This window comes from Bacillus atrophaeus (assembly GCF_001584335.1).
In the GTDB taxonomy this organism is placed as follows: Bacteria; Bacillota; Bacilli; order Bacillales; family Bacillaceae; genus Bacillus; species Bacillus atrophaeus.
This window is the reverse complement of the sequence record NZ_LSBB01000001.1, coordinates 441,314-455,891: the sequence shown is the minus strand read 5'-3', so window position 1 is coordinate 455,891 and position 14,578 is coordinate 441,314. Positions and strand designations below refer to the sequence as shown.

At 43.5% G+C, this 14,578-nt stretch carries 16 protein-coding genes and 1 pseudogene; 8 read left to right on the top strand and 9 right to left on the bottom strand.

Translation table 11 applies throughout. The features are described 5' to 3' along the window. Positions 1-54 precede the first annotated feature (54 nt). Positions 55-336 carry a sporulation transcriptional regulator SpoIIID gene (gene spoIIID / locus AXI57_RS02265; protein WP_003221804.1) on the bottom strand — a complete coding sequence of 94 codons (282 nt, stop codon included), beginning with the start codon at positions 334-336 and terminating at the stop codon, positions 55-57. A gap of 14 nt (positions 337-350) precedes the next feature. Further along, entirely contained in the window at positions 351-461 is a 111-nt protein-coding gene (locus AXI57_RS20600) for a protein usd (protein WP_072053239.1), read from the bottom strand. A gap of 226 nt (positions 462-687) precedes the next feature. On the opposite strand from AXI57_RS20600, the gene AXI57_RS02260 reads away from it, so the two are divergent. Further along, on the top strand, positions 688-1,104 hold the full coding sequence (locus tag AXI57_RS02260; RefSeq protein WP_003326607.1) for a MarR family winged helix-turn-helix transcriptional regulator: 417 nt from the start codon (positions 688-690) through the stop codon (positions 1,102-1,104). Between the two features lie 20 nt (positions 1,105-1,124). Next, positions 1,125-2,321, top strand: coding sequence for an MFS transporter (locus AXI57_RS02255; RefSeq protein WP_061669122.1), 1,197 nt, complete (start codon positions 1,125-1,127; stop codon positions 2,319-2,321). A 39-nt stretch (positions 2,322-2,360) separates the two neighbouring features. Here the strand turns inward: AXI57_RS02255 and AXI57_RS02250 are convergent. The 4 genes and pseudogenes from AXI57_RS02250 to AXI57_RS02235 all read right to left on the bottom strand — a co-directional run bounded on the left by AXI57_RS02250 (position 2,361) and on the right by AXI57_RS02235 (position 6,555). Then, positions 2,361-3,832 (bottom strand): annotated as a pseudogene (locus AXI57_RS02250) (NCS1 family nucleobase:cation symporter-1). A 159-nt stretch (positions 3,833-3,991) separates the two neighbouring features. Further along, entirely contained in the window at positions 3,992-5,353 is a 1,362-nt protein-coding gene (locus AXI57_RS02245; RefSeq protein ID WP_061669421.1) for an MFS transporter, read from the bottom strand. Beyond that, positions 5,353-5,874, bottom strand: coding sequence for an isochorismatase family protein (locus tag AXI57_RS02240; protein ID WP_061669121.1), 522 nt, complete (start codon positions 5,872-5,874; stop codon positions 5,353-5,355). The genes AXI57_RS02245 and AXI57_RS02240 overlap by 1 nt, the downstream gene beginning before the upstream one ends. Before the next feature lie 219 nt (positions 5,875-6,093). Next, the gene (locus tag AXI57_RS02235; protein ID WP_061669120.1) at positions 6,094-6,555 is read right to left on the bottom strand and encodes a hypothetical protein; all 462 of its coding nucleotides are present in this window, start codon (positions 6,553-6,555) and stop codon (positions 6,094-6,096) included. Positions 6,556-6,876: 321 nt separating this feature from the next. Here AXI57_RS02235 and AXI57_RS02230 point away from each other — a divergent pair, with 321 nt between their 5' ends. Then, a complete protein-coding gene (locus AXI57_RS02230; RefSeq protein WP_061669119.1) occupies positions 6,877-8,085 on the top strand; it encodes an ammonium transporter in 1,209 nt (402 codons plus the stop codon). An 18-nt stretch (positions 8,086-8,103) separates the two neighbouring features. Then, on the top strand, positions 8,104-8,454 hold the full coding sequence (locus AXI57_RS02225) for a P-II family nitrogen regulator (protein WP_003326598.1): 351 nt from the start codon (positions 8,104-8,106) through the stop codon (positions 8,452-8,454). A gap of 45 nt (positions 8,455-8,499) precedes the next feature. On the opposite strand, the gene ftsW is transcribed toward AXI57_RS02225, so the two are convergent. After that, the gene (gene ftsW, locus AXI57_RS02220; protein WP_061669118.1) at positions 8,500-9,654 is read right to left on the bottom strand and encodes a putative lipid II flippase FtsW; all 1,155 of its coding nucleotides are present in this window, start codon (positions 9,652-9,654) and stop codon (positions 8,500-8,502) included. Positions 9,655-9,846: 192 nt separating this feature from the next. On the opposite strand from ftsW, the gene AXI57_RS02215 reads away from it, so the two are divergent. Next, positions 9,847-10,428: an undecaprenyl-diphosphatase gene (locus tag AXI57_RS02215; protein WP_003326596.1), complete on the top strand. Its 582-nt coding sequence runs from the start codon at positions 9,847-9,849 to the stop codon at positions 10,426-10,428. A 38-nt stretch (positions 10,429-10,466) separates the two neighbouring features. Here the strand turns inward: AXI57_RS02215 and AXI57_RS02210 are convergent, their stop codons facing one another. Continuing rightward, positions 10,467-10,889: a VanZ family protein gene (locus AXI57_RS02210; protein WP_003326595.1), complete on the bottom strand. Its 423-nt coding sequence runs from the start codon at positions 10,887-10,889 to the stop codon at positions 10,467-10,469. Between the two features lie 144 nt (positions 10,890-11,033). Continuing rightward, the gene (locus AXI57_RS02205; protein ID WP_061669117.1) at positions 11,034-11,942 is read right to left on the bottom strand and encodes a stage II sporulation protein SpoIIQ; all 909 of its coding nucleotides are present in this window, start codon (positions 11,940-11,942) and stop codon (positions 11,034-11,036) included. A 145-nt stretch (positions 11,943-12,087) separates the two neighbouring features. Between AXI57_RS02205 and AXI57_RS02200 the strand changes: the two genes are divergently transcribed. From AXI57_RS02200 to AXI57_RS02190, 3 genes are all read left to right on the top strand, one after another. Then, the gene (locus AXI57_RS02200; protein ID WP_087941775.1) at positions 12,088-12,579 is read left to right on the top strand and encodes a GNAT family N-acetyltransferase; all 492 of its coding nucleotides are present in this window, start codon (positions 12,088-12,090) and stop codon (positions 12,577-12,579) included. Next, the gene (locus AXI57_RS02195) at positions 12,576-13,106 is read left to right on the top strand and encodes a DUF5362 family protein (RefSeq protein ID WP_061669116.1); all 531 of its coding nucleotides are present in this window, start codon (positions 12,576-12,578) and stop codon (positions 13,104-13,106) included. Before AXI57_RS02200 ends, AXI57_RS02195 begins: the two co-directional genes overlap by 4 nt. A 455-nt stretch (positions 13,107-13,561) precedes the next feature. Beyond that, positions 13,562-14,566 carry an SDR family NAD(P)-dependent oxidoreductase gene (locus AXI57_RS02190; RefSeq protein WP_061669115.1) on the top strand — a complete coding sequence of 335 codons (1,005 nt, stop codon included), beginning with the start codon at positions 13,562-13,564 and terminating at the stop codon, positions 14,564-14,566. The last annotated feature ends 12 nt before the right edge of the window (positions 14,567-14,578 follow it).

Genomic DNA, 14,578 nt, shown 5'->3' with positions numbered 1-14,578 from the left:
ATTTTCACTGAAGATTGTCGGAAGACAAACATAAGCTGATCAGCACTGGATATTTTACGATTGCTGAACGGGCTCTCCTTCGAGAATTTCATCTTTTTTATATTTCAGTTTTGTTGCTTCTCCTCCCCGCAAGTGCCTGATGGATTTATGATAATCGAGTATTTCCTTCACTTCGTTTGCCAAGTCAGGATTGATTTCCGGCAGACGCTCTGTTAAATCTTTGTGAACTGTACTTTTGGAAACACCAAACTCCTTCGCAATGACACGAACGGTTTTCTTCGTCTCCACGATATACTTCCCTATCTTGATTGTTCGCTCTTTGATGTAATCGTGCACACCACTCGACCTCCCTAAAATGGATGTGAGAAGTGTGAAATGAGATCCGTATTCTGTAAAGATACACTGATGATGTCGCTTCTTCGTTGTATGATATTATAAGTAGATTTTTGAAATATGCCCACGATCCCTCACCTCAAACACTCTCTTTGTTAGGTTTGTAACAGTGTATTAGCATTCATTGGGGAATATGCTAAAAACTCAATGCGGACAAGGGGTTTATGGAACTTTTTTCACTCCTCCAAACTATTTCGCCTCTCTACATTTTTTCTTTACATCCGGCCAACGCTGCTGTAAAATAAGAAAATGTATTTACTTACTTAGGTAAGTTTTTTTCAAAAGGAGAAAAAAATGTCCTACGTCAACAGACACCTCATCCACCAAATCAATCAAAGCGCCCGCCTGATTACAAAAAAAGCCAATGAACAGCTGGAACCATTCGGCCTTTTCTCATCCCAGTGGACGATTCTATATTGTTTGCGAACAATCGGACCGATGACTCAAAAAGAGATCTGGTCCTATTTAAACGTGGAAGCACCAACGGTTACGCGTACGATCAAACGCCTTGAAGAAAACGGCTGGATACAGCGTGAACAGGGCGAAGACAAACGGGAAAAACTCGTTGTCCTGACTCATGAAGCCGAGAAAAAATACGACGAAATTAATGTAAAAATGCTTGAGTTTGAGGAACAGCTGCTTGCAGAGTACGAAGATAAAGAGAAAGAAGCTTTCTCTCATTTTTTGAAGCTGTTTTTAAATAAAGGTTAAGAAAAGGAAGTGCCATACATTTGAAAAAAGCTGAACCCATTTGGACCAAAGACTTTATTATGGTTGTGCTTGTGAACTTATTTGTTTTTGTTTTCTTTTATACGTTTTTAGCCGTGCTGCCGATATATATGATTCAGGAGCTTGGCGGCACCGAATCTCAAGGAGGACTCTTGATCAGTCTGTTCCTGCTATCTGCCATTATCACCCGCCCGTTTTCCGGGCCGATTATTGAGCGGTTCGGAAAGAAAAGAATGGCCGTTATCGCCTTGGCTGTCTTTGCGCTCTCTTCTTTTCTTTATATGCCGATTCATGATTTTTATTTACTGCTCGCCTTACGGTTTTTCCAAGGCATTTGGTTCAGTATATTAACGACGGTAACCGGTGCGATTGCGGCTGACATCATCCCGATGAAACGTCGGGGAGAAGGATTAGGCTATTTTGCGATGTCGATGAACCTCGCCATGGCTATCGGTCCTTTTCTCGGGCTTAGTCTGGTCAAAGTGATATCCTTCCCGGTTTTCTTTACGATTTTTGCAGTGTTTATTTCTCTGGGCTTTTTTGTTACGCTGCTCATTAAAATTCCGAAGGGGACAGAGACAGGAACGACCGTATTCCGCTTTTCCTTTTCTGACATGTTTGAGAAAGGCGCGCTTAAGATCGCGATTGTCGGGTTGTTTATTTCCTTTTGCTATTCAAGTGTGACGTCATTTTTGTCAGTCTACGCGAAATCAATCGACCTGCTTAATATCAGCGGTTATTTCTTCGTGTGTTTCGCTGTCACGATGATGCTTGCACGCCCATTTACCGGCAAACTGTTTGACAGAGTCGGACCGGGGATTGTGATTTATCCGTCAATCTTGATTTTCTCAGTCGGTTTATGCCTGCTGTCCTTCACAAACAGCGGATGGATGCTTTTATTATCAGGCGCTGTAATCGGGCTTGGATACGGCTCTATCGTCCCTTGTATGCAGACGTTAGCTATCCAAAATTCGCCCGCCCACCGCTCAGGTTTTGCAACGGCAACGTTCTTTACTTTCTTTGATACCGGGATCGCTGCGGGATCGTATGTATTCGGGCTGTTTGTTGCTTCCGCTGGTTTCCATGCCATTTATTTATCAGCGGGTCTGTTTGTCCTCGTCTCCTTGGCTCTTTACACGTGGAGCCGGAGAAAGCCTTTGAGCTTAGAAGCCGAAGGGAACGTTTCAATAGCAGATTAATCAAAAAAGAAGCCGATTCCAGCCGGCTTCTTTTTTATATCATTTTACTTGTCTATCGTTCACAGCATATGGCACAGGAACCGTCGCGGGATAAGGCGGATAAAGGCGCATGAGAGTGATATAGGACAGAAAGGATATCAGAACGCCGACAAACCATGAAATGTCATATAAACCGGCGAGCGCCGGAACGTACATCCCGATTAAAGAAATCAGGGCGCCCAGAAATGTTGCAAGAAACGCCCGATAATTATACCCTTTGTAATATGTGTATCGTCCGGTTTCAGAATAAAGTTCATCAATAAAAAGCTGCCGTTTTCGAATGATGAAATAATCAGCCATCATGACGCCGGCGACCGGGCCGAGCATGCCGCCGATCAATCCGAGAAACGCATATACACTTGTTGCGCTCTCCATCAGTTTCCAAGGGATCGTGAACAAAGCAAGAACCGCCGTCAAATAGCTGCCCCGCCTAAAATTAATATACTTCGGCCATACATTCGCCAAATCATAGGCCGGAGACACAATATTAGCTGCCACGTTTACGGAGATTGTGGCAATGCAGAGAGTAATGACAGACAAAGCAATAACATATGGGTTATCGAATCTTGTTAAAATATCAACTACATCCCAAATAGGCTCGCCGAATGCAACCTGCGATCCCGACGTTACAGTAATGCTCGCGAAGGCAAAAAGAGCAAATGTGCCGGGAAGCCCATAGAATTGGCCCTTGATTTGTTCCTTTTGCGTTTTGGCAAACCTTGTGAAGTCGGGAATATTCAATATTAAGGTGGCCCAAATGCCAATAATGCCGGTGACTCCGGCGGCAAACGGCCAAAATGTTTCTGCAAAGGAATGAAATTTTCCTGGCTGCGAATAAATCGGTCCAAGCCCTCCCGCAATATCTACGGCCCACCATACCATACCGCCGAACACAAGATAGACTAAAGGACCGCCCACACTTCAAATTTTTTAATAGACTCCATGCCGTGATTCAGAACGAGCAAATGGATGGCCCAAAAGAACACAAAAGAGAGTAAACCGGATGCATGAAGACCGAGCACATTTCAATCACCGCCGAGGCTCCCCCATCCCGGCCATACATTTAAGAGCAATATATGCAAAGCCGTGCTCCCCGCAAAGGTTTGGATGCCCAGCCACATGATGGCAACAAAGCCTCGCAGAAGCGCCGGTATATTCGCGCCGTATACCCCGTAAGATGCTCTGATGATGACAGGAAACGGCAGTCCGTATTTCGCCCCGGCGTGACCGTTTAATGCCAGTGCGCCAAATAAGATAAGAGAAGCTGTAATAATGATGGCAAGCACCTGCCAAGGCGAAAGGCCGATGGCTATTAATCCGCCTACTGTGGCATACGTCGGTATATTATGAATGCACCCCATCCAAATCGAGGCAAAATTCACCGCTTTCCACGTTCGCTGTTCCTGTTCTAACGGCAGCAGATCTTTATTAGTCAGACCGGCGGCCGGCTGCTTTATCTTTTCTATACTCATATGTCCCCTCCCCATTCATGTCTCTTTTTCTGACATCGCATGTCAATTAATATAACTGAAAATTGAGGTAATAACATTGGACATGGTACACAAACCTTCTCTTCGGTTTTGAACAGCTTGAACAAGAAAAAGAGACAGACTGAATCGTCTGTCTCTTCTTTAGCTTGCAGCTTTCATTAGTTTTGCAAATCGGAACGCCATCAAAAGACTTGCCGCTCCCACAATGATGAGGATGGTTCCCAGCATGCTGAAATGGCCGGCGGTAATTTCTTTTCCAAACAAAATGCCAAGAATCACCGATGAAAGAATGGAACCTAAGTAGCGGCAGGTTTGAAACAGCCCAGAAGAGGTTCCCGTCATATCCGGCGGACTTGTTTTCAGCATGGCAGCCTGAAGCGCGACATTCCCCAACCCGTAGCCTACTCCCAACACAGACAAGATCAAGCCTTTCCCTATCATCGGAGCCTGAATGAAAAAGGCGGTTAAAAGCACGGCCCCGGCTGTCATCAGGAAAGCCCCCGTAAGGATCGGCAGAATTTCGCCCGATTTATCAATCCATTTACCCGTAATCGGCGAAACTACAATACTCATCCCTGACATAAACAGCATGATCAATCCGCTGGTTTGAACAGATAGATGCATTTCATCCTGAAAATAACTCGGCAGCCCAAAAAATAAGCAATAGAAAAATACATTCAAAATGATAAATTGTACATATACAGCCGACAGGCTCCGCTGCGTTTTGAATAATCGGATATCAATAAATGGATGCTGCACTTTCAACTCCCGCCATATAAATCCGCCGAGAAGCAAGAGCCCTATAACACCTTCTGCATAATGCGGCGTTGTGCTGAAAGAAAGCAAAAAAGACAGCAAAAAAATAATTCCTCCGGCAAACAAGAGAATCCCCGGCACATCGAGCCTGCGGAATATCACTTTCCAGCCGGCTCCTTCTCTTTTCTTATCTTTCGGAAACATATACATTCCAAGAAGAAAGCTGATCAAAATAAATGGCAGATTGACGATAAAAATCGCCGACCATCCGCCCCACACAATTAAAAAACCGCCCACTGTCGGCCCTAAAGCCGTCATCGCTGACGCGAAAATCGACAATACCGCTAAAGCCGAAGCCTGCCGTTCATGAATATGGCTTCGGATCAGCCCTACTCCTGATGGGTAGATGGCGCTGCTTCCGATAGATTGAAACAGCCGCATGAACAATAAGGCCATAAAGGTCGGCGCAAAAGGCGCTCCGATCGCCGATATTGCGACAAGAATAAGTCCGAACAGAAACATATTTTTCCGGCCGAGCAAATCTCCCAGCTTCCCTGTCACCGGCTGCGCGACGGCACTTGCCAGATAAAAAGAAGAAATCAGCCAGGAAACCGTCGTAAAAGACAGATCAAATTCATGCTGGATGCTGTGAAGCGCAAGAGAAATCATTGACGAATTCAAAGGATTCAGCATGGTTCCCGAAGCAACAGCCGTTAAAAAAACAACGCGGCTTTTTTTCGAAATCATCATCTGACTTGAGTTAAAAACTCTTCCGTTGTACGAGTTTTGCCGATCCTCGAAAAGATGAACCGAAGTGTGGATTCATGCTGTTCCGCACTGAATGCAGCCATCGCATCGGTAATAACAATCTGCTGATACCCAAGCTGAAAAGCCTCTCGCGCCGTGCTTTCCACACCGATATTTGCCGCGATCCCGCAAAGAACATTGGTATCAATCCCCCGTCTTCTAAGCTGCAGATCTAAATCTGTTCCAAAAAACGTGCCCCATCGCCGCTTTGTTACGGTATAATCGTTTTCTTTCACTCCTATTTCAGGAACAAACTCTGCCCAGTCTGGCGGCTGTTCATCGGAGGCCTGCTGCGGCGCGTCCGTTTCCGGCTTCAGCGCTTCTGTCCCATCACGAAACGCGACCTTCACAAAACCATTCGGAACCCCTTTCCCGCTCTGGTCTACCGGCACGATTCCTTTTTGCAAATCAATCAGAGCTAACGCTGTTTTTTGAAAATTTATATTGAGTGAAGTGTTCATAACTACGTCTCCTCCTGATGCGGTTATTGTTTCTCTCATTGTTTATTTTACTCTTCACCCTGCAATAAATTCTTTTATCACACATCAGACATTTTCACACATAAAAACAGCCGGATAAACGCAGCTGTTCTTATGATTTTTCTTTTTTATATTCCTTTATATAAAAATAAATGGTTGTACAAAAAAAACTTCCGGCGAGCATCAATATCATAAAGTTTGTCATAACTTCGTCACCTTCTTATTTTCTGCCGGATGCTGAAAAAAGACAGCAAACAGCTTGCCCCGGTCAATCCACAGCAAGATGAGGCACATTATCAAAAGAACCGTACTGAGATCTTGTACACCAATGTTAAAACAATAGTTAACCATTGCAACGTTCGCAATAATCGGCAAGAACACAACCGCGCCCAATGTATATGTTCTCGGAATTAATAATAAAATGGCCGCAGCCGTTTCCCCAACTCCAATAAATATTTCATACAGACGGGAATAGCCAAAAAACTCCCATACCATGCCAAACCCCTCTCCGTTCGCCATTACTGATTCAGCAGACGGTACACCAAATTGCCCGATCACTAATTTCGCCAGTCCGTACAACAAAAAATTTAACGCCAGAAACAACCGAAATGTCGCAGGAACAGATTGCTTCAGCGTTCTTATCAGCCTGCTATTTGTCTCCATCCTTACATTCCCCTCCCAAAGTGTACTATTCCTATTAATACAATTAATACACTACAAGGAATTCTATATATTGTCAATCTTCAAAAACAGTACCAACTTATGTAAAATACAACTCTTTTTTCTGAGGACTGCAATCCACATCATTTTTTTATAGACATAAAGATGCACTTCTAAAAGCGCCTCTTTTCCATCCCCATCAGTCACTCATAACATTCACTCAAAAAACATGTCAGAAAAACTTACATGAAAATGTTTTATCGTTCTTTTTTCTCTATAATGAAGAAATATAATAATTTTCTGAAAGATACGGAGGAATGAGACATGCAAATGGGCGATACAGTATTTATGTTCTTTTGTGCTTTACTCGTATGGCTGATGACCCCGGGTTTAGCATTATTCTATGGAGGAATGGTAAAAAGCAAGAATGTGCTCAGCACAGCGATGCACAGTTTTTCTTCCCTTGCCATCGTCTCTATTGTTTGGGTGCTGTTCGGATATACACTTGCGTTTTCTCCAGGCAACTCACTCATCGGCGGTCTGGATTGGATAGGGTTAAAAGGAGTCGGATTTGCCCCGGGGGATTATAGCGAAACAATTCCTCATTCATTATTTATGATGTTTCAAATGACATTTGCCGTCCTTACGACTGCGATTATTTCAGGAGGTTTCGCAGAACGGATGCGATTCGGCGCTTTCCTCGTATTCTCATTTTTGTGGGTGTCGCTTGTTTATACACCGGTTGCTCACTGGGTTTGGGGCGGCGGCTGGATCGGCCAGCTTGGCGCTCTTGACTTTGCCGGCGGAAATGTTGTGCATATTTCTTCCGGTGTAGCCGGTCTTGTTCTGGCCATTGTGTTGGGCAAACGGAAAGACGGCACTGTCTCTTCTCCGCATAATTTAATTTACACCTTTTTAGGCGGCGCATTGATCTGGTTCGGCTGGTTCGGCTTTAATGTCGGCAGTGCGCTGACCGTTGACAGCGTAGCAATGTTCGCTTTTATTAATACAAACACAGCGGCGGCGGCTGGAATCTTCGGCTGGATTGTAGTTGAGTGGATTCTTAATAAAAAACCGACCATGCTCGGCGCGGTATCCGGAGCAATTGCCGGACTTGTCGCCATCACGCCTGCAGCCGGCTTTGTAACACCTTTCGTTTCCATTCTTATCGGGTTTATTGGCGGAGCAGTTTGTTTCTGGGGAGTATATTCACTTAAACAGAGATTCGGATACGACGATGCGCTCGACGCCTTCGGGTTACACGGAATCGGCGGAACATGGGGCGGCATCGCAACGGGATTATTCGCCACAACCTCAGTCAATTCAGCGGGAGCGGACGGTCTGTTTTACGGTGATCCGAGCTTGCTTTGGAAGCAGATTGTAGCGATAGCGGCAACCTATGTATTTGTATTTATTGTCACTTTCGTTATTATAAAAGTTGTAGGTCTCATCCTTCCCCTTCGCGCAAGTGAAGAAGAAGAGTCACTTGGACTTGATTTAACGATGCATGGGGAAAAAGCATATCAAGACTAATTTGTGAGGAGTGACAGTATGAGCGGTCAAATGTTCAAAGTGGAAATTGTAACGCGTCCGGCAAATTTTGAGAAGCTGAAGCAGGAGCTGGGGAAAATCGGTGTAACGTCCCTGACATTCTCCAACGTCCACGGCTGCGGCCTCCAAAAAGCGCACACGGAGCTTTATCGCGGAGTCAAGATCGAAAGCAATGTATATGAGCGTTTGAAGGTCGAAATTGTGGTCAGCAAGGTTCCGGTTGATCAAGTGACTGAGACCGCTAAAAAGGTTCTGAAAACAGGAGAACCGGGTGACGGGAAAATCTTTGTCTATGAAATCAGTAATACAATCAACATCCGCACCGGTGAAGAAGGGCCCTCCGCTTTGTAAAAGTTATTGATAAAACACAATTCCAATATTACAAAAGAGACCTGTCTAAAAGGTCTCTTTTTTATGGCGGCCCGCGAAAGCTGCTTTTCCATTAAATTGATATTTCGGAATAAATCCGCTGATATTCACTAAGACTCCGCATAGGAACAAGTTCATCATAAGAGATGAACCGCCATAGCTGATAAACGGCAGAGGAACACCTGTAACAGGCAAAAGCCCGCTCATCGCCCCTAGATTTAAGACGGCTTGAAACATCAATTGAAAAGTGATGCCGACAGCAAGCAGTTTGCCAAACAGGTCTGGCGTGCGGACAGCAGTCCTTACGCCCAGCAGCATAAATGAAAAGTATAAACCAAGGACGATCAGCACTCCGAGTATCCCCAGTTCTTCCGAAATAACGGCCATGATAAAATCGGTTTGGGCTTCGGGAAGATAATTCATTTTTTCAACACTGTTTCCAAGGCCTTTTCCAAAAAAGCCTCCGGATGAAATAGCATAGTAAGATTGAATAAGCTGATATCCGTCACCATTTGCGTCATTGAACGGATTTGTAAAGGAAACCAGACGCTTCAGCCGGTACGAGGCGGAAAACGCGAGGTACCCGACGGCAGAAAAAGCCGTCAATCCAAGCAGGAGCAAGTGCCGCTTTTTCAGCCCCGCGCAAAGCAAAATAGCTCCGCAGGCGGCTAACATTAAAGAGGCCGTTCCTAAATCCGGCTCTAGTAAAGTCAGTAAAAAAACAGCGCCTAAAATGAGAAGCGGCGGCAGTACTCCTTTAAAAAACTGATGGATATAAGGCTGCTTTCTTGTATAAATGGCAGCAAAGTAAATGATCATGGCAATCTTGCACAATTCAGACGGCTGAACGACTAATGGACCGACACCGATCCACCTGCGTGAAAAATTGCGCTCGACTCCTATTCCCGGAATGAAAACGAGCACTAATAAGAACAAAGAACCAGCAACAAGAATCGGCGCCAGCCGTTCATATTTTTTATAGGGCGTGCAGGCTGCGATGACAAATATACATAAGCCGAGCACGATTGACGTTCTTTGCTTATGAAAAAAATAAGCCGAGTCTCCAAATTTTTGAGCCCCGATGACATCACTTGCGCTATACACCATAACAAGGCCAAATCCGCACAATAGCAAGATAACAAATATCAGCAGCAGATTGGTTTTTTTTAAATGCTCCAGCAACTGACAAAACTCCTTATGTATTGATTCATTCAAAAAAGATCCCTTAGATATTTTTCCCCCGCTACATTTGACGTATTGTAAGACAGACTCGTTTCAATATCTTTACTTTTTTATTATAATTTTAGTTCCCAATTGAGTCTTTCGGGAAAAAGCTTTACACTGTTGATATAAATAATGATAAAAGGTGATTATTTGAATTACGAAATTTTTAAGTCCATCCATGGTTTATCCCATCATAGCGCTGTTCTCGATTCCATTATGGTCTTCATAACGGAATACGCTATTATTGCTTACGCGCTTATTTTATTGGCGGTCTGGCTCTTCGGGAACACAAAAGGAAGAAAAAACGTTCTGTACGCAGGGTTTACGGGAATTGCGGCTCTGATCGTCAATTATCTGATTACCCTTGTCTATTTTGAACCGCGTCCTTTCGTTGCACACACGGTTCACACTTTGATTCCGCACGCTGCGGACGCTTCTTTCCCAAGTGACCATACAACGGGTGCGTTGGCCATATCTATCGCGATGCTTTTCAGAAGCAAAAAGCTTGGCTGGCCGCTGGTCATCTTCGGGCTGTTAACCGGATTCTCAAGAATTTGGGTTGGCCATCATTACCCGGTGGATGTTCTGGGCAGTCTTGTCGTCTCGATCGTCATCGGATTCCTTCTGTTTAGATTCTCGGACATCCTTCGGCCGCTTGTCGATTTGATTGTACGGATCTATGAAGCTTTGATCAATAAGGTCACAGGAAAACCTACTGACCAAAATTTTTAGAGAAAAAAGCCGGCGTCTGGCATCCAGACAGCCGGCTTTTAATATTTTTCATACACTTCATGTTTCCTCCGCCTAGCGAACACCAACAGCAGCCAAAAGAGGGCGATCCCGATACTGTCAATCAGAACATCCCGAATGCAGCCATTTCTGCTGAAGAAAAGCTGGACGATTTCCGTAAAGAAAGCAAAAGCCAGCGAACCGGCGGCGGCCGTTTTTACACTGCCCCACTGTTTCATCAGCAAATAAGTCAGAACAAAGAAGGAAAACGCGTGGCCCAGCTTTTGGATTGCAGCTTCAGGATCGGCTAATTCCGTAATATCAAAGGCCAGAAAGTCTGATGGATCGGGATTCGGACGAAAGCGAAATGCCACTGTTTGTGAAACAACCATGTCATGGAAGCTTTCTGTACAAGTAGAGATCAAGATAAAAATAGTCCATCCTGCGAGAATGAAAGCGTTCATTCCATCGTCCTCCCTTTTTCGGCATCTTCACATTCTTCCAGTATAAAGGGAAAATGCGTATTTGATATAAAAAGACGAAGGAAAAGAGAGAAAAGTAACATAAAAAAGAAAAAACGCCTATCGGAATTGATAGGCGCTGCTTCTTTAAGACTGTTCAGTGTCTTCTGTCGTGCTGCTTTCTTTTGAACCTGATTTGTCTGATGAGCCATCCGATTTATCGCCGGATTTTTCAGTTGAATCATCCGTTTGTTCGCCGGATTTTTCTTCTGTTTTTTCTTCCGTCGAAGAATCATTCTTTTTTTCTGAAGACTGCTGAATGGATTCTTCTGTTTCTTCAGTGACTGCGTTTTCTTCTTCAGCTGCCGCTTTTTCAATAGAAGAAACCGGCTTGTCCATGAAGTTTAACGGGTTCATTGCTACACCGTCTTTACGGATTTCAAAATGAACATGGTTTCCGCTTTTTTCACTGTACAGGTTTTCACCTGATTTTCCGATGACTTGATTTTGTTTAACCTTGTCACCTTGCTCAACGCCTACTTCAGAAAGAGATTGATATACCGTTGATAATCCGTCTGCATGTTCAATTTCAACCACATGTCCCAAGACCGGATCTTTTGCAGCTTTCACAACCGTACCGCTCAGAGAAGCGGAAACGTCAAATGCTTTTCCGTCTTTCTCAGCTAAGTCAATTCCTTTGCTTAGGCTGTACGTGTTATTATAGTTAACGAGTGCTGCTTCTTTCTCTTCTTTTGCGGCATCAGTTTCATAGAACTTTTTCACAACAGATACATTTTCAGAATCAACAACCGGCATTGCGACATTTTCCATTGGCTTGCCTACTTCAACTGCGTCGTCCTTGTTGTTGTCATATGCGGAATTTCCGCCGTTATCAGCCAGATTATCCTTCACATCATTTGAAACGGATTGATACCAAAGGACAGCTGTTAAAATGACGGCCGCGCTGACTAAGTAAATTGCAGGGAACACCCAGCGTTTACGAAAGAACTGCTGAAGTTTTTTGACTTGAGAAGTTTTCTTTTCTTCCTCTCTCATTGTTTCATCACCTCAGCAACATTCTGAACACTTTTCTGAAAATATATACACGATGAAAAAACTTTTTTAGAAGTAGTTTGCGCAAGCGAATTTAAAAATATGTATACATCATTGAAAATTTGAGGGGGTTTCAACGAAGATGACTATGACATTGCGCCGTGCGGCAAAAAAAGATTTAGACGCTGTGGTAGCGATTTATAACTCGACTGTCGCCTCACGTATGGTGACCGCAGATACTGAACCGGTTACGCCGGAAGACCGGATGGAGTGGTTTTTAGCCCATACTGAAAAGCGTCCGCTGTATGTTGCCCAGGATGAGAACGGGACGATATCAGCCTGGATAAGCTTTGAAACATTCTACGGCCGGCCGGCCTATAATAAGACAGCCGAGATCAGCATATACATTCATGAAGGTTTCCGCGGAAAAGGGGCCGGGTCTTATTTGCTTCAAGAAGCTCTCCGCCTCGCACGGGAACTTGACATCCGTTCTCTTATGGCTTTTATCTTCGCCCATAATCTACCGAGCATCAAATTGTTCGAGAAGTTCGGATTCGAAGAGTGGGGATTGTTCCCCGGAATTGCCGAGATGGATGGAAAACGATATGATTTAAAAATTTTAGGGAGAGAGCTATCATGATTGATATTGATAAAGATGATAACCATATTGAGGGTCAAAACAGCACAATTGTTGAAAATAACAGCGTCACTGAACAGGAGAGCGATAAGATAGAGGGTGAGAGCCGTCAGCTGAGCCCCGCTGCTGTCAAGTCACTTTCGGACATTGCGAAGTGGGGCAAGATTACGGGGATTTTACTGATTGTTATGGGCGCATTGTCCGCCTTATCAGCACTGATTACAATTATAGGCGCTATTCCGGGCGTATTGCTCATTATTTCAGGTGTATTTTTAATGCGTTCGGCAAAAGCAGCCCAAGATGCAGGCAGCACCCTTAGCGGCAGCGCAGGCGAAAGTATGCTTGAGAATTACGGAAAATTCATCAAAATGCAGTTGTTTTACGCCGCTTCCAGTATCGCCGCAGGCATTATAGGGATCATTTTATTCATTTTCTTCATGGTGTTTGTCGGTATCGCCGCTTTTGAGAACTTGGATACTTATGAAGATCCGGATTCCTATTATTATGAAGATGAGCCGGTGTTTGAATAAAGGTGTGGATCTGACCTAAAAAGATAGACACGAATATCAGAGGCATGAGTTCGGTATTGAACCGGATTCATGCCTTTTTATTATGTTCTCTTCAAATTCTCTGCGTTATCGTCATTCATCCAGGCACGCTCTTCCGTGTGACATATTTTGTATAGCATCCCTATCTTACATGTTAAAAACAATCGGGACATTTGCCATTGCCATCTCTCCATTTAAATCACAAGAGACAGACTGTTATATGATTTCTATGATGACAAGTATTTGAAGCAGCTATTCCTCCACCGCCCCACAGATGTCCTGTTATAACAATGCCTTTCATTTCTATTTTTTTATGGTTTTAAAAAATAATAGTTGAATCCAATTAGGCTAGAGCAAACACAGAGTTTTGTAACAAGCATATACTTCAATAACCGACATTTTTTCATCCATTTAAGAAAAAGGAAGTGGATATACTAGTGTTTTTCAAAGATAAAAAAATACTCATAATTGGCGGAACAGGTACGATTGGAAAAAGCCTTCTAAAACAAATTCTTAAGGATCAGCCAAAGGTTGTTCGTATATTTAGCAGAGATGAATATAAACAATTTATGTTGGAAAATGAAATCGGTCCCAGAAAGGATATTAGATTTTTAATAGGAGATGTGCGAGATTATGACCGGGTGTTAAATGCAATGGACAGCATTGACTACGTCTTCCATACTGCTGCCATGAAGCATGTTCCTGCTTGCGAATACAATCCCTATGAAGCGGTCCTTACCAATATTATAGGAACCAATAATGTCATTAAAGCGGCAGTTGCCCAAAACGTGAAAAAAGTAGTGTTTACAAGTTCAGATAAAGCAATATCACCAACTAATGCATATGGAGCAACAAAACTAACAGCTGAAAGATTAATTTCCGCAGCAGAATACAGTAAGGGAAAAGCTGCGACGGTTTTTTCTTGTGTTCGATTTGGAAATGTAATTGGTTCAAGGGGTTCCGTGGTTCCCTTGTTTATAGAACAAATCTTAACGCAAAAAAAGGTGACTGTTACGGATTTAAAGATGAATCGCTTTATGATGACACTGGATCAGGCGACGTCATTATTAATTAGCGCACTAAAGGAATCTCAGGGCGGCGAAATCTTCATATTAAAAATGCCGGTCATATCACTGCATGACTTAGTGTCAGTCGTCGTTGAAGAAACATGTAAAAAACAAAATATGAATATTGATGAAATAGAAATACAAGAAATCGGGCTGCGGCCCGGAGAAAAAATGTACGAAGAACTTATGACTTATGACGAATCCACAATGGCTTTGGAGCTGCCTGACATGTTTGTTATACCTTCAAGTTATGGGGAGAAAAATCAATATACCCAAGCGAAAAAAGCAACTGAAGGGACTTATAGTTCAAATGATCAAAAGCAAATTTCAAAAGAAGAGGTCTTTACATTATTAAAATCGCAAACATTAATTTAATTCGGGAAGGAA

Bases quoted from the DNA above. Each gene is read 5' to 3' on its own strand.
- AXI57_RS02200 (WP_087941775.1), top strand. From the start codon at position 12,088: ATGACATTGCGCCGTGCGGCAAAAAAAGATTTAGACGCTGTGGTAGCG.
- AXI57_RS02235 (WP_061669120.1), bottom strand. From the start codon at position 6,555: ATGGAGACAAATAGCAGGCTGATAAGAACGCTGAAGCAATCTGTTCCT.
- AXI57_RS02230 (WP_061669119.1), top strand. From the start codon at position 6,877: ATGCAAATGGGCGATACAGTATTTATGTTCTTTTGTGCTTTACTCGTA.
- AXI57_RS02240 (WP_061669121.1), bottom strand. From the start codon at position 5,874: ATGAACACTTCACTCAATATAAATTTTCAAAAAACAGCGTTAGCTCTG.
- AXI57_RS02260 (WP_003326607.1), top strand. From the start codon at position 688: ATGTCCTACGTCAACAGACACCTCATCCACCAAATCAATCAAAGCGCC.
- AXI57_RS02210 (WP_003326595.1), bottom strand. From the start codon at position 10,889: ATGAACGCTTTCATTCTCGCAGGATGGACTATTTTTATCTTGATCTCT.
- AXI57_RS02245 (WP_061669421.1), bottom strand. From the start codon at position 5,353: ATGATTTCGAAAAAAAGCCGCGTTGTTTTTTTAACGGCTGTTGCTTCG.
- AXI57_RS02195 (WP_061669116.1), top strand. From the start codon at position 12,576: ATGATTGATATTGATAAAGATGATAACCATATTGAGGGTCAAAACAGC.
- AXI57_RS02225 (WP_003326598.1), top strand. From the start codon at position 8,104: ATGAGCGGTCAAATGTTCAAAGTGGAAATTGTAACGCGTCCGGCAAAT.
- AXI57_RS02205 (WP_061669117.1), bottom strand. From the start codon at position 11,942: ATGAGAGAGGAAGAAAAGAAAACTTCTCAAGTCAAAAAACTTCAGCAG.